The following is an 18,548-nucleotide window of genomic DNA, read 5'->3' on the forward strand; positions in this document are numbered from 1 at the left end:
TCATTTCCACGCTATTCCGGATGCTCTTTTCTGCGTTACTTTGACATACAAAACAAACTAAAAAACAACATCATGGAAGCAAACACAAGCTACAATGCAAATTCAACAGGAGAATTAAAATTAGGAGGAGGCGCTCAGTTCTGGGTATACCTTTCCCCACAAAATGACACAGCTAAAATGATCGGACAATGGAAAGTAACTTTTTCACAAGGAAACTGGCAGGATACGATCTCCAGCGACAATCCTACCAAACAGCTTCAGACACCGGGTCTTTCAGGAATTTTTGATATCAAAGTGGAACTGTTAAGCGGTTCTACAGGAACATGGAGAGAGATCCCGGCCCAGGAAGGAAGCAGAAACCAAATCGGATGCAACTCCAACTGCGCATCCATGGTAGGAATCGTTGCCGACAGCATCAGTCCGGCACCGGGAGCCATCAATGCACATTTCTGGACTACCTGGGATGCTATGTGCAGATCATAAGCTGGAAATTTAAACATCTATTCCAAACTGTGTTATTGTAATATTGCCGGAATAGTTTTATGAACTTTCGAAAGTATAACTGCTTTCGTACACATTAACACACTCCAATTCATTTGAGCTGGGGTGTATTTCATTTCACTTTACTTCTCTTATTTTTCCTGAAATCCCAGGGTGAGATTGCATTCTTATCGCTCCACAAACCCAGCCTGTTTTGTTTGGCTTCATCCTGAAGTTTTTGAAGTTCCGTGTTTTTGGATGCCTTGAAATACCACCAGCCGAAACCTGCTTTCACAATTTCTCTCGATAAATATTTATTTCCATCATAAAAGATTCCGGCAATACTTCTTCCGTAACGGTCTTTTCCCACCTGATAAAAAACGATATTTTTCCCGAAAACCTGGTCAGAGGTAAACTTTTTGGCATTATTCCCAAAAGCCTGTCCGTTTTCCGGGCAATCCACCTCTGCAAGCCTGATCGTTTGCTGAGTTTTATCAGCCAGCAAAACCACAACCGTATCTCCGTCCTTTATTTTGATCACCTTACCCATCGTTTGTGCCCATACAGATAGGCTAATCAAAAGGAATAGACCGCCAATAATTTTTTTCATCATATTTAAAGGATAAACTAGTAAAGAATAACATCATGCAAAACTAATAATAATGTACGATCCGGAAATTATAAAAGGATGAGATCTTCTATACAATTCCTGAAAAGCCCCTCTTAAAAATTTTACCTAAAACAATCATTAATAACATTGCAAAACAATAAAATATAAACCCCTGAAAACTAAAATACTAAGCCGCACCTCAATAAAATACATACCCACAGACCACAAAAAAGACTAAAAAAATGTTTTATCGTAAAGAATTTTATATATTTGCACCATCTAACAATTAAAAAAAAATTTACTATGTCAGACATTGCATCAAGAGTAAAAGCTATCATCGCTGATAAGCTTGACGTTGAAGAAACAGAAGTAACTCCTGAAGCTAGCTTCACTAACGATTTGGGAGCTGATTCATTGGATACAGTTGAACTAATTATGGAATTTGAAAAAGAATTCAACATTCAAATCCCTGATGATCAGGCTGAAAAAATTACTACTGTAGGTCACGCTATCGCTTATATCGAAGAAGTAGTAAATAAATAATATTCTTCAACAAAAAGAAATTAAACAAAGTTTATGGAATTAAAAAGAGTAGTTGTAACCGGTTTTGGAGCAATAACACCGATTGGAAATAATGCAAAAGAATACTGGGAAAATCTTGTAAAAGGTGAGAGCGGTGCCGCTCCGATTACTCTTTTTGATGCCACAAACTTTAAAACAAAGTTTGCCTGCGAAGTAAAAAATTTCGATCCGTTGCAGCATTTCGATAAGAAAGAAGCAAAAAAGATGGATAGAAATACCCAGCTTGGACTGGTCGCTGCCAGAGAAGCAGTAGAACACTCAAGAATCATTGAAGACAGCGTAGACAAAAACAGAGTCGGGGTAATATGGGGCTCCGGAATCGGAGGTCTGGAGACTTTCGAAACTGAAGTTTTAGGTTGGGCCAATACGGAAATTCCGAGATTCAACCCTTTCTTTATCCCTAAAATGATCGCTGATATCACACCGGGACACATTTCCATAGAGTATGGTTTTCATGGACCTAATTACACAACAGTTTCTGCCTGTGCATCCTCAGCAAATGCTCTGATTGATGCCAAAATGCTGATCCAGCTTGGAAAAGCAGACGTCATTGTTTGTGGTGGTTCTGAAGCAGCCGTTACGGCAAGTGGCGTCGGTGGATTCAATGCTATGATGGCACTTTCTACAAGAAACGACGATCCCAAAACAGCTTCAAGACCTTTTGACAAAGACAGAGACGGTTTTGTACTGGGTGAAGGAGCAGGATGTATCATCCTTGAAGAATACGAGCACGCCGTAAAACGTGGTGCAACAATTTACGCAGAATTAAAAGGCGGAGGTCTGAGCGCAGATGCTCATCACATGACCGCACCGCATCCTGAAGGCTTAGGAGCTTACCTGGTCATGAAAAACTGCCTGGAAGATGCAGGGCTTACTGCTGATGAAGTAGATCATATCAACATGCATGGTACGTCTACTCCATTAGGAGACATTGCAGAATCCAATGCCATTTCAAAGTTATTGGGAGAGCACGCTTTCGACATTCAGATTAATTCTACAAAATCAATGACGGGCCATCTTTTGGGTGCTGCCGGTGTTATTGAAGCTATTGCTGCGTTGGGAACGATTATTCATGGTATTGTTCCTCCTACCATCAACCATTTTACTGACGATGAAAATATCGACAGCCGACTGAATTTCACATTCAATGAAGCTGCGAAGAAAGATGTAAAAGTAGCCATGAGTAATACTTTTGGGTTTGGTGGCCACAACGCTTGCGTTCTATTTACGAAAATCTAAATCTACTGAATGGAGTTACAGAAATACTTTTCTAAATTCCTTCTCAAACAAAGAAAAAGAAAATTAACGGAGAGAGACTACTTTCTCAGTACTGAGCTCAATAAAATTCTTGGTACTGAGGTGCAAAATGTTGCGCTATACCGTGAAGCTTTTTCGCTGAAAAACTCTTCTAAAAATAAAGACAGCAATTATGAAAGGCTCGAATTTTTAGGAGATTCTGTTTTGGGCACAATTATTTCGTGTCATTTGTTTCAAACCTATCCTCAGGCCAATGAAGGATACCTGACACAAATGAAATCCAAGATTGTGAATAGGAAAAACCTGAATAAACTGGGAGAAGATCTCAAGCTGACGGACCTTTTGCAAAAACAGACTTCTGTAGCATTGGGTGAAAATATCTCCGGAAATTTATTCGAAGCTTTAATCGGTGCCGTTTATCTGGATTTTCATTATGAGATCTGCAGAAAAATCATTTTAAACAGACTTCTGACGCCGACCGAAATGAATAAGCTTGAGAATAAAATCGTAAGCTACAAAGGCCTTCTGCTCGAATGGAGTCAAAAGAAAAAATTAAATATAAAATACGAAACCTGTGAGGAAATCCAGGTAAACCGGTCGATTGTCTTCCGGTGTCATGTCTGGCTCGGCGATGAAAAAATTGCCAATGCTACGGAAACCTCCAAAAAGAAGGCAGAAGAAAAAGCAGCACAGAGAGCATTTTATATTTTAAATAAAAAAGAAAACATACTTGGACATTCAAAAGCTATATGATCTTGAAGATACAGAATTTGAGGATATTGCCATAGGATTGGTAAGATTAGCCAAGAATGTACCCGATCATGAGTTTTTCTACAAGGTAAATCAGAGAAACGATCTTAATTTTAAAAGGATCGACGATCTCATCTATCACGGTTCGTATTATGATTACTACTTTCCCCGGTTTGAGGCCTACCACAAATTTACCAAAACCTGTTTTACTTTCATTTCCAACCGGTCTTCGGAAAGTAAGCAAAAAAAAATACAAACTGAGCTTTTCTCAGGAGAAGAGAATATTAAATTTTTATTAAATAATCAGGTAGAAGTACAATATATTTTGCATAGTTCGGAACAGTTTCCTGATTTTTCCGTAATTTTGCTCCCTGAAAATCTTGTGTTTCCTATTCAAGATTATACATTAGGTTCTGAAGAAGAACTTTATCAAATTATCCAGTATTATGAATAAGTATTTAAAGAAAACAAAAATTATCGCAACACTTGGGCCGGCGTCATCGTCGAAAGAAGTAATGTTAGGGTTAATGAGAGCAGGTGTTGATGTTTTTAGAATAAATTTCTCACACGCAGATTACGACTTGGTTCGTTCAAATATCGAGATCATCAGAGAGCTCAACAAAGAATATGGCTTCTCTGTTGGCATCTTAGGGGATTTACAGGGTCCTAAATTAAGAGTTGGAGTTGTAAAGGAAGGATCATACCTTAATCCGGGAGACATCCTTACCTTCACCAATGAAAAAATCGAAGGTGACTCTACCAAAGTTTATATGACCTACCAGCAATTCCCGCAGGATGTAAAAGTTGGAGAAAGAATCCTTATCGACGACGGTAAACTGGTGCTTGAGGTAATGGAAACCAACCTGATCGATACGGTAAAGGCCAAAACCATTCAGGGAGGCCCGCTAAGCTCTAAAAAAGGAGTGAATCTTCCGAATACAAATGTTTCTCTTCCCGCATTGACGGAAAAGGATATTCAGGATGCCAACTTCATGCTGGACCAGGATGTAGACTGGATCGCCCTTTCATTTGTACGTCATGCGCAGGACATTATTGATCTTAAAGAATTAATTTCAAAACATCCGAACGGAAAATTCAAAACACCGATTATCGCGAAAATTGAAAAACCGGAAGGGGTTAAAAATATTGATGAAATCTTATTGGAATGCGACGGATTAATGGTTGCCCGTGGAGATTTAGGTGTTGAGGTTCCGATGGAAGAAGTTCCTGCCATCCAGAAGACACTGGTGGAAAAGGCAAGATTCTATTCCAAGCCGGTAATCATTGCTACACAGATGATGGAAACGATGATCAATAGCCTGACACCGACAAGAGCGGAAGTAAATGACGTTGCCAACTCCGTACTGGATGGAGCTGATGCAGTAATGCTTTCCGGAGAAACTTCTGTAGGAAGATATCCTGTTCAGGTAGTCGAAAACATGGCCAAAATCGTTAAGAATATCGAAACGACCCATTTCTATCAGCATAAAAACGAACCGATCGAAAAAGATTTCAATTGCATCGACGAAAGATTTATTACTAACAGAGTTTGTCTTGCGGCAGTAAGAATTGCCAAAACAACCAATGTGTCTGCCATCGTTACCTTAACAAGCTCAGGATATACTGCGTTCCAGCTTTCTGCGCACCGACCGAATTCTCATATCATCGTGTACAGCGGAAACAAAAGAGTTATCACTATGCTGAATCTTCTTTGGGGTGTTCATGCTTATTATTATGACATGAAGAAATCTACTGATGAAACGATTATCCAGGTGAATATGCTCACTCACAATTACGGATATATTGAGGCTGGAGATTTCGTCATCAATATCAATGCTACTCCATCTTACGAAGGGGGTAAAACAAATACGCTAAGACTGACGACGGTTTAATTCGACTTAAACTAAACGATTATTATAAAGCAAAACTCCCGAATCATCGGGAGTTTTTATTGGATATGATAAAAATTAATTTCCAACGACCGTTTTTGCCGTAACGAACTCTCTTAAGGCTAATAATGAAAGTTCTGTTCCGTATCCTGAGGTCTTCGTTCCGCCAAACGGGAAACGGGGATCGGAACTCGTCATCCTATTGATGTTGACCGTTCCGGATTCTAAGTTTTCAATAAAAAACAGCTGACGGTTTCTATCCCTGGTCCATACCGAATTGGATAAACCGAAAGGAATGTCATTGGCCATTTCCAATGCTTCCTGATCACTTTCTGCGACCATAACCATTCCCAAGGGGCCGAAAAGTTCCTCCTGTAATATCGGGTTTCCTTTTTTTACCCTGATGAGTCCGGGTTTGAATTCGTTTTCTGAGATCCTCTCTAAAGGAAGAATGATTTCAGCTCCGTTTTCCAAGGCTTTCTGAAATTGTTTTTCCAGGTCATCCGCCAGGTCAGGCCTTGCCATCCCGGCAATTTTAGTTTCTTTATCCATCGGATCCCCGGGAACGAATTTGCTATACTCTTCGATAAATTTCGGAAGGAAAACATCCTCTATTTTTTTATCAATGATAAATCTTTTAGCAGCTACACAGGTTTGTCCGCAATTCTGCAGTCTTGCGAGTGCTCCTACTTTGGCAGCTTCATCGAGATCTGCATCGTCCAGAACAATGAAGGCGTCGCTTCCGCCCAATTCCAATAGCGATTTTTTGATATTCTGTCCGGCAATAGAAGCCACTTCGGCACCGGCTTTTTCACTTCCGGTAAGGCTTACACCTGAAACAGCTTTGTGCTCGAGGACTTCCTTTACATCTTTATGTCCGATTTCAAGATTCTGAAAAATACCTTCGGGAAAGCCAGCTTCCAGAAGCACTTTTTCTATGGCATTACCGCTGCCGAAGCAGATGGAGGCATGTTTGAGGACAACAGTATTACCCGCCAGGATGGCAGGAGTCGCAAATCTTAACACTTGCCAGAAGGGAAAGTTCCAGGGCATTACCCCTAAAATTACCCCTTTTGGAACGAAATGAATTTCAGAATAAGAATATTCGGATTCTATTTTTTCAGGCTGTAAAATATTTTCTGCATCGGCATAATAATTCATCATTAACGCACATTTCTCAACCTCAGCAATAGCTTGGGAGATAGGTTTGTTCATTTCTGAAGTAATGATGGCTCCGAATTCTTCAGAGCGTGATTTTAAAATTTCAGCTGCTTTGGCAAGGAGTTTTTGCCTTTGATCGAACGGAGTCTTCTTCCATTCTGAAAATGCCTTATCTGCTTTGATAAGTTTATTTTCAATTAATTGTTCCATAATGTAGTTTCTGTTTTAAATTCAAAACTGAATTTATTCTTTGCTTAAAAAGCGTGGTGAAAGAATCAAAATGTGTTCCTTCAAATGATATAAAATAATGATTTTCTCTATCGTAGCGATGAGCTATCCCATAAACCACTCATTAACAAGTGTAGCGGCAAGTCTCGCCGTCCTGTCCTGAATATCATACGCAGGATTTACCTCTGCCACGTCGAGTGCCAGCAGTTTTTCACTCTTTAAAATATGCCTGTAAAGATGCATAAAGGCAGCATCGGCAAAAATACCGTTATAGGAAGACGCAGAAACGCCCGGAGCGATGGAGGCATTGAAAACATCCATGCATACGGTAAGATACAGGTAATCTACAGTTTCTGCCAGATCATTAATCCTTTGGTAAATCGAAGGAAGATTTTCAAAAAAAATTTCATCTGCCAAAATGTATTTCATTCCGTACTGATGGGCGGTATCAAACAACTTCAGCGTATTGGAGTTTCTCTGAACCCCTATATGCAACGAATGGATGGGACCATCCTGGGCAATCTGCCAGAATCCTGTCCCTGAACTTGCTCCTACTCCACTCTCCGGCTGTCGGTTGTCAAAATGGGCATCGATATTAATAATTCCTATCTTCTGTTCGGGAAAAGCAGTTTTCATTCCCAGGTAATGCGCGTACGTGACCTCATGTCCTCCGCCAAGCACTACCGATCTTCCGTTCTTCAGGAAAACTTTAGAAACATTCTTAGCGAGCGTATTTTGTGCCTCTTCCAGATTGTTTCCTTGACAGGTTACATTTCCGAAATCGAGGAGTGTAAAATCAGGACGAATAACCGGAAAATTAACCATATTCCTTCTGATTACATCCGGAGCATCTTTCGTGCCCTGCCTGCCCTTATTTCGCCTTACGCCTTCATCCACAGCGAATCCATGTAAAACGAAATCCTTAGTTGAAATAAGGTCATAATTATTTTCTTCTCGTACTCTCTGAAATATCCTGTGGAAAAGCAGTTCTTCTCCGTCTAATCTTCCCTGCCAAATGGTATTGTTCATCATTAATACATTTAATTTTGTGGTTTGAATTTACCCGGCTGGAAAATCTTAATTCATTTATTAAAAAAATGATTAAGAAATTTCAATCGGTTTGCCATTATTAATCAGGTTTTTACCACCTTTATAATCTTTGTAACTGAATACTTTTCAGCATGACAAATTTACGCAGAGTAGAAGACGCAAAGATTGTGCTGAAAGCATTAAATATAGTTTTTATTGTGCAATAAACTATTTAATTTTTCTGTCCATCAATATATACATCTTCAGCCTTCAGGCTTCCCTGGTTGTACAGAATATTCTGAAAGTTATCGGTTTTATAAGTCACAAAGTCTGCTTTTAATCCTTTTTCCAGTTTTCCTCTGTCTTCAAGTCCCAATGCATGGGCAGAACGAAAAGTGATTCCTGCTAAAACCTCCGCGGTTGTCAGCTTTTCAAAAGTGGCTAAAATGGAAGCCTGGGTAATCAAATTCCCCATGGGTGCAGATCCGGGATTCCAGTCACTGGCGATGGCCAATATGGCTCCTGCATCAAGTAATTTCCTGGCCGGAGTAAATTTTTCTCCTAAACCTAAACTTGCTCCTGGTAATGCGGTGGCCACGGTTTCCGATTGTGCCAAAAATTCAATATCCTCGTCTACGGTTGCTTCCAGGTGGTCTGCTGATTTTGCCCCGACCTCCACGGCAATACTGGAACTTCCGGGTGTAAATTGATCTGCATGGACGGTTATATCAAAACCTAGTTTTTTAGTTTCAAGCAAAAACACTCTGCTTTCTTCAGGCTGGAATGCTGATTTTTCGATAAAAATATCAACGCGCTTTGCCAGATCTTCTTCTTTTACTGTGGGTAAGATTTCGGTTAAAATATATTGTAGGTAATCTTCGTTGCTTCCTTCAAAATCTCTCGGCTTCAGGTGTGCGGAAAGGCAGGTCGGAACCAGAGTCGCTTTTGTCTGCTGCTGTGCTTTTTTTATGGTTCTGAGCATTTTCAGTTCGTTCTCAACATCTAGCCCATAACCGCTTTTTACCTCAATGGTGGTAATTCCCAGAGATACTAAAAATTCAATTCTCTGTAATAAAGTACTTAATAATTCATCTTCAGAAGCATTTCTCGTGTGTTGAACCGAACTCCAGATCCCTCCTCCGCTTTCGGCGATTTCAAGATAGGTCTTTCCGGCATTGCGCATGGCAAAATCATTTGCCCGGTTCCCCCCGAAACAGATGTGCGTATGGGAATCGGTAAAAGCCGGAAGAGCAACCTGTTCTCCCTGGATGACATCAATTTCAATATCCTGATAATCCGATTGTAATGCCTCAAAATTTCCAATCTGATGTATTTTTCTGTTATTTACTAAAATTCCGCCGTCAGGAATGATTTCCAGCTGTTCATCTGAAAGTTTTCCTCTTAAAGGAAGGTTGGCAAGTGTTATGACTTGTTTGAAAGGGCCGATTAATTTCATGTATTGAAGTTAAGACTGAGGTTGAGGTTAAGATTTGGATTAAATTTTCTCTTCCAAAAATACTTAAAATAAATCAATCTTATAAATCATATGCTTCCCAAACTTACAACTTGCCCTTGCAATCAACCTTAACCTTAAATCTCAACATCTCTCTTTAATCTTAACCCCAATTTGCTTATCTTTACGGTAAATGAAACTGAATTAATGCCTGACTTTTTACATCCAGATAAAGACAATTATTCCCGTGAAGAGCTTGCACAGGAAGAACAGATCCGTCCCCAGAGCTTCAGGGATTTCGCAGGGCAAAGAAAAACCCTGGAAAATCTCGAGGTTTTCGTAACTGCCGCCAAGAAACGCGGGGGTGCGCTTGATCACGTTCTCTTACATGGCCCTCCCGGTTTGGGAAAAACCACGCTTGCCAATATTATTGCCAATGAGCTTGGTGTAAACTGCAAAATTACTTCGGGACCTGTTTTAGACAAGCCCGGAAGTCTTGCGGGATTATTGACCAACCTTGAAGAAAACGACGTGCTTTTTATTGATGAAATCCACCGTCTTTCTCCTGTGGTGGAAGAATATCTGTACTCTGCAATGGAAGATTACAAAATCGACATCATGCTTGAGACCGGTCCCAATGCAAGGAGTGTACAGATCGGCCTGAATCCATTCACTCTGGTGGGGGCCACTACCCGTAGCGGGATGCTTACCAAACCGATGCTGGCAAGATTCGGAATTCAGAGCAGGCTGGAATATTATACGATCGAGCTTTTATCGATGATCATTCAAAGGAGCTCAAGGGTTCTGGGAGTAAAGATCTATGAAGATGCTGCCATTGAAATTGCCCGTCGGAGCCGTGGAACCCCAAGGATTGCGAATGCCCTCCTGAGAAGAGTCCGCGATTTTGCAGAGATAAAGGGAAACGGCGAAATTGAAATCAACATTACCAAATATGCTCTGAATTCCTTAAATGTAGATGAATTCGGGCTGGACGAGATGGATAATAAAATCATGCGGGTGATGATTGAGAATTTTAAAGGGAAACCTGTGGGAATTTCAGCATTGGCCACCTCTATCGGTGAAAATCCGGAAACCCTGGAAGAGGTTTATGAGCCTTTCCTCATTCAGGAAGGCTTTATCATCAGAACGCCGAGGGGCCGTGAAGTAACAGATAAGGCATACCGGCACTTAAATATTTCAACTCCGAAAAATCCCGGAGAGCTTTTCTGAGATGATTTTAATAAACTATTTAAAAACATTATAAATCTTAATATAATATGAAACTATATCCAATACAGTGCGGAAAATTTAAACTGGATGGCGGTGCCATGTTCGGAGTCGTCCCAAAGAGTCTGTGGGAAAAAACCAATCCTGCAGACGAAAAAAACCTGATTGAGCTGGGAACAAGATCCCTGCTTGTAGAAGACGGAAAAAAACTGATCCTGATCGACTGCGGACTGGGAAACAAGCAGGACGAAAAGTTCTTTGGACACTACTCGCTGTGGGGAGACGATACTTTAGATAAGAATTTAAAAAAATACGGTTTCGTAAGAGAAGATATCACGGACGTTTTTCTTACCCATCTTCACTTTGACCACTGTGGTGGTGCTATCGAATGGAATGATGACCGAACCGGATACCGACCGGCCTTTAAAAATGCACAGTTCTGGACGAATGAAAACCACTGGCAATGGGCCACCGAACCCAACGCAAGGGAAAAAGCAAGCTTTTTAAAAGAAAACATTCTCCCGATCCAGGAAAGCGGCCAGCTTCATTTTTTACCGCTTCCAACCACCGGAAACTACGGCTTTGCCCCGGATCTTAAAATGGACGTCATCTTTGTAGATGGCCATACGGAAAAGCAGATGCTTCCCGTGATCCAATACCAGGAAAAGACCATTGTGTTTGCTGCAGATCTTATTCCGACAGCCGGGCATATCAATCCGGTGTATGTTATGGGATACGATACCAGGCCTCTTCTTACCATGGAAGAGAAAGGAAAATTCCTGAAACAGTGTGTGGATAATGAATACCTGCTGTTTTTCGAGCACGATGCTCACCATGAACTTGCCAGCCTTAAAATGACGGAAAAAGGCGTACGACTGGATGAGACTTTTAGTTTTAATGATGTTTTCGGATATTAATTTTAAGTATGGAAGAACTACATTCAGAAGCGCAACAGGCTGAGCCGGAACCGTTGTCGTCCCCAAAAATTATAGGCCTTACGGGAGGCATCGGCTCCGGGAAGACCACCGTCGCACAGTTTATCGAAGAATTTGGATTTCCGGTCTATTATTCCGATGAGAGGGCAAAAGATATCGTCAATGACAATGAAGAGCTGAAGACAAAAATCCGGGCACTTTTAGGCGAAGAAGCTTATGATGAAAACGGCCTGTACAACAGGAAATTTGTTGCCGATAAAGTGTTTAACAATAAAGATCTGCTTGAGCAGTTAAACCATATCATCCATCCCGCCGTACGCATTGACTTCAATGCCTGGGTAAAAAAGCAGACCAAATATCTTGTTTTTAAAGAAACCGCTTTGCTGTTTGAGCTTAAATTAAACAGGGAATGTTACAAATCCGTACTGGTGACTGCCGAAGACAATATCCGCATGAAAAGGGTGATGGACAGGGACGGCAAAACCTACCGGGAAGTTCAGACCATTATGGAAAAGCAGATGCCTGAAAAAGACAAGATAAAACTCGCCGACTGCATCATTTATAACAACACCAATCTGGAAGATCTGAAAGAACACACCGAAAAGGTGATTTTCGATATCGAATAAATTGATAATCCGTCCGTTGTAGGATGCAACCAAAATTTTAGACAAGTTAATGTTATATGAAAGAGTTCGGTACAGTACCGGACTCTTTCCTTTTAGATTAGATCTTATCCTGTCGTGGTTATGATAATTAATGTATTCTTTTATTTCTTTTTAAACTCTTTATGATAAAAGTTTACATGCATTCCGTGTGCTTATTCCGTGCTGTGATCCGCAATAAACAACCAATTCCCGCTTCTCGGAAAGTGTTAAAGCTTTTTTGCGATCACATCACCACATTTCCCAACGTAAGTTCAGCCACGATTTTTTTGTACTGTGAAAGTTCCTTCATTTTAGTGAGTTGCTAAACATCCGAACCACCATATTTTACGCTTCCATTTGTCAAAGGCTGGCTGGCAGATGCCGTGTTCCCGACAGATCTCATTCACTGTTTTGGCTTGATGCTGCTCAGATAAAATCTTGATGATCTGAACTTCTGAAAATTTACTGTTTGTCATTGTCTCCCAATTTAAAAACTATATTTTTAAATGCTCAGATTTTTTGGGAAGATTACAAAAAAGATGTCGCAGGACGAAGTGGGCAAACTTGTAGGTGTTCACGGTGCTGTCATCGGAAGATATGAACGTGAAGAAGTAAAACCATCTATTGAGATGGCGACAAAACTGGCGGAAGTTTTAGAGATTTCTCTGGATTATCTCGTTGGTTCTACAGATTTTCTCTTGGAAAAAAACATCGTGTCCAAAATTCTCGACATCCAAAAACTAAAAGAGAACGACAGACAACACGTCTTCGCTCTCCTTGATGCTTTTCTAAAACAAACTAAATTGCAATCAATTATGTAAAAACAAAGCCACTCATTGAGTGGCTTTGTTATTTAAACTTTCTTCGTATTTTTTAACGATGTAATCATAATCACTTGATTTTTTAAATATACTATCTAAATATTTTTCATCTCCTACAAAAAATCTAGAATAGTGTAATTTTTTATGATTAGGCAATTCTAAATTTCCTCCACTGCCTCCATCAAGATAAATTTCATTCTCTTTATCCAAGTATTCTGTTATAAAAATTTTTTTATTGTCATCGGTATACTGTTCCTGATCTATAACATCTCCAGGCTTGTATTTACTGAAAATAATTCCATCTTTTGGAACATAAAAAGTTATTGTTCTTTGCTTTTTCTCAAACTGCCCTCTATTATAAGCCTGGTCATAGAAAATCCAAATTTCTCCTCTGTAAGATTTTGGAATAATTAAAACCTGTTTATTAAATTTTGTAGAAATACAAGAGCTTAAGAGCAATAAAACTACAATTATTAATATTTTCTTCATTATTATTGCTCTTTAAAATTATCCTGAATTTGTTTATTCCAATTACTAATGGGAATAAGCTTATCTCCTTGTCTTACTCCAACAAAATTTCCCTTTTTATCAAACTTTACGTTCATATTGACTTGGAAAATATTAGTATCTGCTCCACCATACAATGTTAATATATTCCCTTTCTCTTTACTCGCTCCCAAAAGCAGTCTGTTCCCAGACTGATCTTGAACAAAAGCTTCTGTGGAAGGAAAATTATCTCTCATAAATGTTGCATTAATAGAAAGGTTGTCTCCCGTTTCTTTCATATCGAAAGAAGCCCAAACATCAAGTGCAGGCGTTCCAATTTTTGGTGTCAAAGGATCTTTGCCTTCATAAGAGAATTCCAACTGTCCAGACTTATCATTTTTATCATAATTAAGAATCTCATATGATGGTGTTGGAGTTTTTTGTTTTGCAATTCCTCCTTCACTATTATATTTAATTGTTGGATCTGCCCCAATATTAAAACCACTATATTCTCTGGTATCCCCATCATAGGTAAAATTAAATTTGGTTCTAGAGCTGGAACTGAGATTACGCCCAACATCAGCAGTAGAAGGACCTCTATTATCACCTCTGAAATTTTTTCCTAAAGGATCATTTCCAGCTCTTGGTGCAGAAATAAAACTTCTCACCCAAACTGGCCAAGGCCACATTCCATCTGGATCAATAAAACGAATGGGATTATCAAAAGCGTAATTATATAGTGAAAATCTTCTTCCTTTCTCTGCCAACGGATCCACGACTCCCCATCTTCCAATATCCGGCATATAAAACCTTGCTCCATAATCATACATTCCTGTCTCTGTCTGTAGCTCCTTTCCGTTGTACTTATACTGATACGAAGGATTTCCTGTCAAATTATTATATCCTTCATGCTTTAATCCAAACGGATAATAATTGTTTTCTTCAAGAACTTCTATGCTGCTGCCATTTTTAAAGTAGCTTAAGTGTATATTTACTAAATGATCTGTATATGTAGATATATTTACTATTTCAAAAATTTATTAACCCACCACAAAGCGGTGGGTTGTTTATCTACCGGCATGAGTGGTGCCCAACAAGATGAATATTAAAAGTTAATACAAAGCAAGAACTTTTTTAAGATACTCCTCTGCAATATTCTTATTAGCTGCAAATGTATAAGGTGTAGATGACTTACTTGATGGGTCATAAAATGATATTGCAGAAGAATCAACTGTAAATAAATACATTGGTTTTTTAACAATTAATTTCTTTTTTAAAAATAAAGACATCGTTTGTGTGTTCTTATCAATATACAATGAATCCACTTGTACTGGATCTTGATCCATAAAAAAAGCATTTTGTATTTCATGGTTATAGTAGATCGAATAATTGCCTATATGAGGAGGATGGTATTTGCCTTTCTCTTTTGTGAACCAACGTAAAAAAATATTAAGATCACGTTCCCCAACAATATAAGTCATTTGTATAGTATCATTTTTTATTGCGGTCATTCGGAATGGCCAGCTTGGGTCAATGATAGCCTCTTCTTTAAGTCTTCCTTTTGTATCAAAAAGTTGAATTGAAGGAGCTCCTTCATCAGTGGTATATCTAGCACGAACTATATCTGTTTTGCCTGCATTTATTTGATAAGAAAATCCAATGCCTTCAAATTTATCGAAATCAGGATGTTCACATGCTATAATAGATAGCAATAATGGTAAAAACAGACAGATGTTTTTTATTTTCGATCTCCCCATATTATTTTGCTTTTTTTGATTATTCCTTCAGCAGTCGTCACATTTTCATAACCTAAACGCTGAAATAGATTGGAGTTAAAATCCTCTCCATACGCAGGAAAACCCTCTTTTTGGGCTTCACTTTTCCAGTGTGAATTGTTAAATATAAGCCTTATTTTACTATTCCCCGATAGATTAAATCCTCCTGCATTCAGCATGAAATCCATTTTATCTTGTCCTGTTATTGCTGCTGCTCTACCTGCGGCAAAATTCCCTACATCTCTAGCTGAAACATAAACCCCTTCTGCTATTTGTGAACCAGCATATAACCCGCCACCATTTTTTGTCTTATAATCATATTTATCATTTCCACCTCCATTCCAAGCATAATCCATCCTGGAGAAGAAATTCCCTTTTGTTTCCACTTTTTCAGACATTTCATTACCAAAATTATTAAGCCAGTCTCTAGCTTGGAAAGATCCAAAATTTATTTTACCTACTGGTCCACCATTTCCATCAAACTTAGTAAATGAATTCCACACAAGTGTTCTTCCCATTCTCTCACCACCACCCGAAGTATTTTTTATAGAATAATTTTGATTGAGTTCTTTTTGGGTCTACTTAGCATTACCATTATGACGATAAACACCTAAATCACCATCATTATAAACTGCAACAACATTTCCAAATTTATCTGTATGAGTACTCTCCGTACCACGTCCATCAGGATCAATAAACATTATAGGGTTATTAACAGCATAATTGTAAGGTGACCATCTTCTATACTGTTCCGCCAGCGGATCCACAACACCCCATCGTCCAATATCCGCCATATAAAACCTTGCTCCGTAATCATACATTCCAGATTCAGTTTGTAATTCCTTACCGTTGTATTTATACTGATACGAAGGATTTCCTGTCAAATCATTATATCCTTCATGCTTTAATCCAAAAGGATAATAGTTGTTTTCTTCAAGAACTTCTACGCTGCTGCCATTGCTGAAATAACTTAAATGCACATATCGGTTTTTTTAATCTATTAACCCAGCGCAATTGCGCTGGGTTCTTTTTATAAGATTAGTTTAATGAATAAATTATAAACAATCTGGCGAAGGATTAGAGAATGTAATATCTTCGTATGAATCCGAAAATTTTAATTTTTTAATCATTAAAATTGATTTCATACATCCTGAAATTGGAATCGGTGATAAAAAAGTTATTTCATTTTTTTTGTTTAAAACAACATGCCAATTTTCAAAATCGTAATTGACGATTGTTTTCTTTTGATTGAAATTTTCATATGCAACTTTTTTAAACATTTTCTCTATACTTTTACATTCATTATCAGGCAATATGAGTTTATACCCTTCAAATATATAAACATTCTTGTACTGAATATCTTCCATATATTCAGGTTTAAAAAAAGCAATATCAATTGAATATTCACTTTTTTCTTTTGTTTGGTAATGAAAGGTTACTGCCAATATTTCTTTTTTATTATCAACTTTTCTTTTTTTAGAAATATATTCTATATATCCTTTGATAATATTATGTAAATCTTGCTTCTTAATAGCACTTTTACTACATGCAAAAAATAAAATAAGAGTAATTAAAAATACTTTTTTCATAGAATAAGTTATTTATTTTTCTTTCCTGTATATACAGCTTGGTTGTAATCATATTTTACATATCCTTCATTCGCTCCATTATTTTTAAGCCACGTTGTAAACATACTTAGATATTGCATTATTATTTTTTGAACGACCTTTAAAATTTATACCCCTCACCATTGCGGGAGGTATAAGACTTAGTGACAGATTAATTGTCGTTCGATCGGAGCTTTTTAAAATCAATATTTTTTAATCTTCAAAATCAGCACTAAATTTCATATTTTTTTTTAAAAGTAATTTTTGGATCTCTTTTGATTGTTGAAAAGGAGAAATATGAGTGATTTCATTCTTAGAATTAAATGTAATAAGCCAATATTTTGAATCATATTCAATTGGTTTTATTGCTTGGTTTAAATCTTCATATTTTGCTTCTTTAAAAGATTTTTTTAATAGCTCTGATTTATTTCTTACATCTTTTGATTCATCTATAATTAATCTATATCCATCTATTTTATAAACCTTACTATAATTGAATCCTGTCAATAATTTTGGGTTTACAAAAGATATTACAATATTATATGAATTCATGTCATTTTCATTAGTGCTAGCTGCCAATATTAATATATTTTGCTTAGGGTCAATATTTACCTGCGAATTCTCGTTTTCGATAAATGCACTAACAACCTGTTGATAAACATCCTTACTCTGTTGGGAATAAAGATGATTTTTGCAACTAACTCCTAAAATAATTATAAAAACTAGTGAAAAATATTTACTCATGATTTAATTTTTTGTTTTTCCAGTATATTTTGCTGTATCTTTATTGTACTTAAAATACCCTACTCTCGGCGTATATTGATACGTATTTCCTACACTAGGACTGTGAGCCTTTCTATCTCCAACAGGATTTAAGAATGTTCTTTGAAGTGTTAACTCACCTGTTTTATTGTTTCGGGAAACATCAAAACCTGAGGGACCCCACTCAGACCCCGGTGGATGAGAATGTACTCTTTCCTGCCGAACTGCATCTTTCGTGATATGATAACCAGTGCCTCCTAAATTATTATTTTCGAGGACGTCGGAGGCACTAGCACTTTCATTGATGGAATGATTAGTGCCAACTATATTTGTAGAAAAACCATCAGAAAAACTAAATGTATCTTGTCCAAATTCAACTACAGTATTATCTGCTGCAAATTCGAAAACTTGTGTTGCAACGTCATAATCTTGAATTTGCATATAAGTAAATTCAGTACCTCCTGCAACCCCTTCATGCCCTCCAGTATTATATGGAACGGTTTTAGCATCCCTTATTTGCGAATCTCCAGTTGGATTATTTTCTGTTACATTAGTACGCGCAATTTTTATAGACTTAGATTCATCTTCATTGGTAACCGTGTCATAAGTATTATTATCTTTTGTTCGCTCTATTTTACCATTATTAAAAATCTTAATCTTATCTTCTGCCTGCATTCCATCAGGATCAATAAATCGAATTGGATTATTATATGCATAAGTATATGTAGACCAACGACGTGAAGTTTCCGCCAACTGATCCACCACGCCCCATCTCCCAATATCCGGCATATACATCCTCGCTCCGTAGTCATACATTCCCGTCTCTTGGAGTTCTTTCCCATTGTACTTGTA

At 38.0% G+C, this 18,548-nt stretch carries 22 protein-coding genes and 2 pseudogenes; 10 read left to right on the top strand and 14 right to left on the bottom strand.

From position 1 onward, the window contains the following. Window positions 1-72 precede the first annotated feature (72 nt). Window positions 73-483: a hypothetical protein gene (locus tag AC0N32_RS16010; protein ID WP_476394843.1), complete on the top strand. Its 411-nt coding sequence runs from the start codon at window positions 73-75 to the stop codon at window positions 481-483. Between the two features lie 130 nt (window positions 484-613). Here AC0N32_RS16010 and AC0N32_RS16015 read toward each other — a convergent pair whose 3' ends face one another. Further along, window positions 614-1,093 carry a thermonuclease family protein gene (locus AC0N32_RS16015; RefSeq protein ID WP_476394844.1) on the bottom strand — a complete coding sequence of 160 codons (480 nt, stop codon included), beginning with the start codon at window positions 1,091-1,093 and terminating at the stop codon, window positions 614-616. 300 nt (window positions 1,094-1,393) lie between these two features. Here AC0N32_RS16015 and AC0N32_RS16020 point away from each other — a divergent pair, with 300 nt between their 5' ends. Genes AC0N32_RS16020 through pyk form a run of 5 tightly spaced genes read left to right on the top strand, consistent with a single transcriptional unit; the run spans window position 1,394 to window position 5,571 of the window. Then, on the top strand, window positions 1,394-1,633 hold the full coding sequence (locus AC0N32_RS16020) for an acyl carrier protein (protein ID WP_002976354.1): 240 nt from the start codon (window positions 1,394-1,396) through the stop codon (window positions 1,631-1,633). 33 nt (window positions 1,634-1,666) lie between these two features. Further along, window positions 1,667-2,911 carry a beta-ketoacyl-ACP synthase II gene (fabF, locus tag AC0N32_RS16025; RefSeq protein WP_476394845.1) on the top strand — a complete coding sequence of 415 codons (1,245 nt, stop codon included), beginning with the start codon at window positions 1,667-1,669 and terminating at the stop codon, window positions 2,909-2,911. 9 nt (window positions 2,912-2,920) lie between these two features. Beyond that, window positions 2,921-3,682, top strand: coding sequence for a ribonuclease III (gene rnc / locus AC0N32_RS16030; RefSeq protein ID WP_476394846.1), 762 nt, complete (start codon window positions 2,921-2,923; stop codon window positions 3,680-3,682). Further along, window positions 3,660-4,133: an IPExxxVDY family protein gene (locus AC0N32_RS16035; protein WP_476394847.1), complete on the top strand. Its 474-nt coding sequence runs from the start codon at window positions 3,660-3,662 to the stop codon at window positions 4,131-4,133. Before rnc ends, AC0N32_RS16035 begins: the two co-directional genes overlap by 23 nt. After that, window positions 4,126-5,571, top strand: a complete 1,446-nt coding sequence (pyk, locus tag AC0N32_RS16040) for a pyruvate kinase (RefSeq protein ID WP_476394848.1) — start codon at window positions 4,126-4,128, stop codon at window positions 5,569-5,571. The genes AC0N32_RS16035 and pyk overlap by 8 nt, the downstream gene beginning before the upstream one ends. 75 nt (window positions 5,572-5,646) lie before the next feature. Here the strand turns inward: pyk and AC0N32_RS16045 are convergent, their stop codons facing one another. The 3 genes from AC0N32_RS16045 to hutI all read right to left on the bottom strand — a co-directional run bounded on the left by AC0N32_RS16045 (window position 5,647) and on the right by hutI (window position 9,442). Beyond that, complete coding sequence (locus tag AC0N32_RS16045; protein WP_476394849.1) at window positions 5,647-6,939, bottom strand: NAD-dependent succinate-semialdehyde dehydrogenase; 1,293 nt, start codon at window positions 6,937-6,939, stop codon at window positions 5,647-5,649. Between the two features lie 123 nt (window positions 6,940-7,062). Then, window positions 7,063-7,986, bottom strand: a complete 924-nt coding sequence (hutG, locus tag AC0N32_RS16050) for a formimidoylglutamase (RefSeq protein ID WP_476394850.1) — start codon at window positions 7,984-7,986, stop codon at window positions 7,063-7,065. Between the two features lie 232 nt (window positions 7,987-8,218). Beyond that, complete coding sequence (gene hutI, locus AC0N32_RS16055) at window positions 8,219-9,442, bottom strand: imidazolonepropionase (RefSeq protein ID WP_476394851.1); 1,224 nt, start codon at window positions 9,440-9,442, stop codon at window positions 8,219-8,221. Between the two features lie 204 nt (window positions 9,443-9,646). Between hutI and ruvB the strand changes: the two genes are divergently transcribed. Genes ruvB through coaE form a run of 3 tightly spaced genes read left to right on the top strand, consistent with a single transcriptional unit; the run spans window position 9,647 to window position 12,227 of the window. Continuing rightward, window positions 9,647-10,669 (top strand): Holliday junction branch migration DNA helicase RuvB, encoded by a 1,023-nt coding sequence (gene ruvB, locus AC0N32_RS16060; protein WP_476394852.1) that lies wholly within the window; start codon window positions 9,647-9,649, stop codon window positions 10,667-10,669. A gap of 47 nt (window positions 10,670-10,716) precedes the next feature. Further along, window positions 10,717-11,583, top strand: coding sequence for an MBL fold metallo-hydrolase (locus AC0N32_RS16065; protein WP_476394853.1), 867 nt, complete (start codon window positions 10,717-10,719; stop codon window positions 11,581-11,583). A gap of 8 nt (window positions 11,584-11,591) precedes the next feature. Beyond that, window positions 11,592-12,227, top strand: coding sequence for a dephospho-CoA kinase (coaE, locus tag AC0N32_RS16070; RefSeq protein ID WP_476394854.1), 636 nt, complete (start codon window positions 11,592-11,594; stop codon window positions 12,225-12,227). 72 nt (window positions 12,228-12,299) lie between these two features. Here the strand turns inward: coaE and AC0N32_RS16075 are convergent. Together AC0N32_RS16075 and AC0N32_RS16080 are read right to left on the bottom strand one after the other, a co-directional pair. Next, window positions 12,300-12,371, bottom strand: a pseudogene (locus AC0N32_RS16075) (IS3 family transposase); the annotation flags it as partial. Between the two features lie 185 nt (window positions 12,372-12,556). Next, window positions 12,557-12,721 carry a transposase gene (locus tag AC0N32_RS16080; RefSeq protein ID WP_476394855.1) on the bottom strand — a complete coding sequence of 55 codons (165 nt, stop codon included), beginning with the start codon at window positions 12,719-12,721 and terminating at the stop codon, window positions 12,557-12,559. A gap of 30 nt (window positions 12,722-12,751) precedes the next feature. Between AC0N32_RS16080 and AC0N32_RS16085 the strand changes: the two genes are divergently transcribed. Next, a complete protein-coding gene (locus AC0N32_RS16085; protein WP_476394856.1) occupies window positions 12,752-13,066 on the top strand; it encodes a helix-turn-helix domain-containing protein in 315 nt (104 codons plus the stop codon). A gap of 12 nt (window positions 13,067-13,078) precedes the next feature. Here AC0N32_RS16085 and AC0N32_RS16090 read toward each other — a convergent pair whose 3' ends face one another. The 8 genes and pseudogenes from AC0N32_RS16090 to AC0N32_RS16125 all read right to left on the bottom strand — a co-directional run. Further along, window positions 13,079-13,555, bottom strand: a complete 477-nt coding sequence (locus tag AC0N32_RS16090; protein ID WP_476394857.1) for a hypothetical protein — start codon at window positions 13,553-13,555, stop codon at window positions 13,079-13,081. Window positions 13,556-13,557: 2 nt separating this feature from the next. Next, window positions 13,558-14,445 carry an RHS repeat domain-containing protein gene (locus tag AC0N32_RS16095; protein ID WP_476394858.1) on the bottom strand — a complete coding sequence of 296 codons (888 nt, stop codon included), beginning with the start codon at window positions 14,443-14,445 and terminating at the stop codon, window positions 13,558-13,560. Between the two features lie 219 nt (window positions 14,446-14,664). Next, the gene (locus AC0N32_RS16100; protein WP_476394859.1) at window positions 14,665-15,309 is read right to left on the bottom strand and encodes a hypothetical protein; all 645 of its coding nucleotides are present in this window, start codon (window positions 15,307-15,309) and stop codon (window positions 14,665-14,667) included. Further along, window positions 15,291-15,845, bottom strand: coding sequence for a hypothetical protein (locus AC0N32_RS16105; RefSeq protein ID WP_476394860.1), 555 nt, complete (start codon window positions 15,843-15,845; stop codon window positions 15,291-15,293). Before AC0N32_RS16105 ends, AC0N32_RS16100 begins: the two co-directional genes overlap by 19 nt. A 144-nt stretch (window positions 15,846-15,989) precedes the next feature. Next, window positions 15,990-16,307 (bottom strand): annotated as a pseudogene (locus tag AC0N32_RS16110) (RHS repeat-associated core domain-containing protein); the annotation flags it as partial. Between the two features lie 75 nt (window positions 16,308-16,382). Beyond that, window positions 16,383-16,916, bottom strand: a complete 534-nt coding sequence (locus tag AC0N32_RS16115) for a hypothetical protein (protein ID WP_476394861.1) — start codon at window positions 16,914-16,916, stop codon at window positions 16,383-16,385. 231 nt (window positions 16,917-17,147) lie between these two features. Continuing rightward, a complete protein-coding gene (locus AC0N32_RS16120) occupies window positions 17,148-17,678 on the bottom strand; it encodes a hypothetical protein (RefSeq protein ID WP_476394862.1) in 531 nt (176 codons plus the stop codon). Between the two features lie 3 nt (window positions 17,679-17,681). Continuing rightward, a partial coding sequence (locus AC0N32_RS16125) for an RHS repeat-associated core domain-containing protein (RefSeq protein ID WP_476394863.1) occupies window positions 17,682-18,548 on the bottom strand: 867 nt, incomplete at its 5' end.

The sequence above is a fragment of the Chryseobacterium endophyticum genome (assembly GCF_056333165.1).

Excerpts from the sequence above, each read along its gene's own strand:
- AC0N32_RS16010 (WP_476394843.1), top strand. The coding sequence starts at position 73 with ATGGAAGCAAACACAAGCTACAATGCAAATTCAACAGGAGAATTAAAA.
- AC0N32_RS16015 (WP_476394844.1), bottom strand. The coding sequence starts at position 1,093 with ATGATGAAAAAAATTATTGGCGGTCTATTCCTTTTGATTAGCCTATCT.
- AC0N32_RS16020 (WP_002976354.1), top strand. The coding sequence starts at position 1,394 with ATGTCAGACATTGCATCAAGAGTAAAAGCTATCATCGCTGATAAGCTT.
- fabF (WP_476394845.1), top strand. The coding sequence starts at position 1,667 with ATGGAATTAAAAAGAGTAGTTGTAACCGGTTTTGGAGCAATAACACCG.
- rnc (WP_476394846.1), top strand. The coding sequence starts at position 2,921 with ATGGAGTTACAGAAATACTTTTCTAAATTCCTTCTCAAACAAAGAAAA.
- pyk (WP_476394848.1), top strand. The coding sequence starts at position 4,126 with ATGAATAAGTATTTAAAGAAAACAAAAATTATCGCAACACTTGGGCCG.
- AC0N32_RS16045 (WP_476394849.1), bottom strand. The coding sequence starts at position 6,939 with ATGGAACAATTAATTGAAAATAAACTTATCAAAGCAGATAAGGCATTT.
- hutG (WP_476394850.1), bottom strand. The coding sequence starts at position 7,986 with ATGAACAATACCATTTGGCAGGGAAGATTAGACGGAGAAGAACTGCTT.
- hutI (WP_476394851.1), bottom strand. The coding sequence starts at position 9,442 with ATGAAATTAATCGGCCCTTTCAAACAAGTCATAACACTTGCCAACCTT.
- ruvB (WP_476394852.1), top strand. The coding sequence starts at position 9,647 with ATGCCTGACTTTTTACATCCAGATAAAGACAATTATTCCCGTGAAGAG.
- AC0N32_RS16065 (WP_476394853.1), top strand. The coding sequence starts at position 10,717 with ATGAAACTATATCCAATACAGTGCGGAAAATTTAAACTGGATGGCGGT.
- coaE (WP_476394854.1), top strand. The coding sequence starts at position 11,592 with ATGGAAGAACTACATTCAGAAGCGCAACAGGCTGAGCCGGAACCGTTG.
- AC0N32_RS16080 (WP_476394855.1), bottom strand. The coding sequence starts at position 12,721 with ATGACAAACAGTAAATTTTCAGAAGTTCAGATCATCAAGATTTTATCT.
- AC0N32_RS16085 (WP_476394856.1), top strand. The coding sequence starts at position 12,752 with ATGCTCAGATTTTTTGGGAAGATTACAAAAAAGATGTCGCAGGACGAA.
- AC0N32_RS16090 (WP_476394857.1), bottom strand. The coding sequence starts at position 13,555 with ATGAAGAAAATATTAATAATTGTAGTTTTATTGCTCTTAAGCTCTTGT.
- AC0N32_RS16100 (WP_476394859.1), bottom strand. The coding sequence starts at position 15,309 with ATGGGGAGATCGAAAATAAAAAACATCTGTCTGTTTTTACCATTATTG.
- AC0N32_RS16105 (WP_476394860.1), bottom strand. The coding sequence starts at position 15,845 with ATGGGAAGAACACTTGTGTGGAATTCATTTACTAAGTTTGATGGAAAT.
- AC0N32_RS16115 (WP_476394861.1), bottom strand. The coding sequence starts at position 16,916 with ATGAAAAAAGTATTTTTAATTACTCTTATTTTATTTTTTGCATGTAGT.
- AC0N32_RS16120 (WP_476394862.1), bottom strand. The coding sequence starts at position 17,678 with ATGAGTAAATATTTTTCACTAGTTTTTATAATTATTTTAGGAGTTAGT.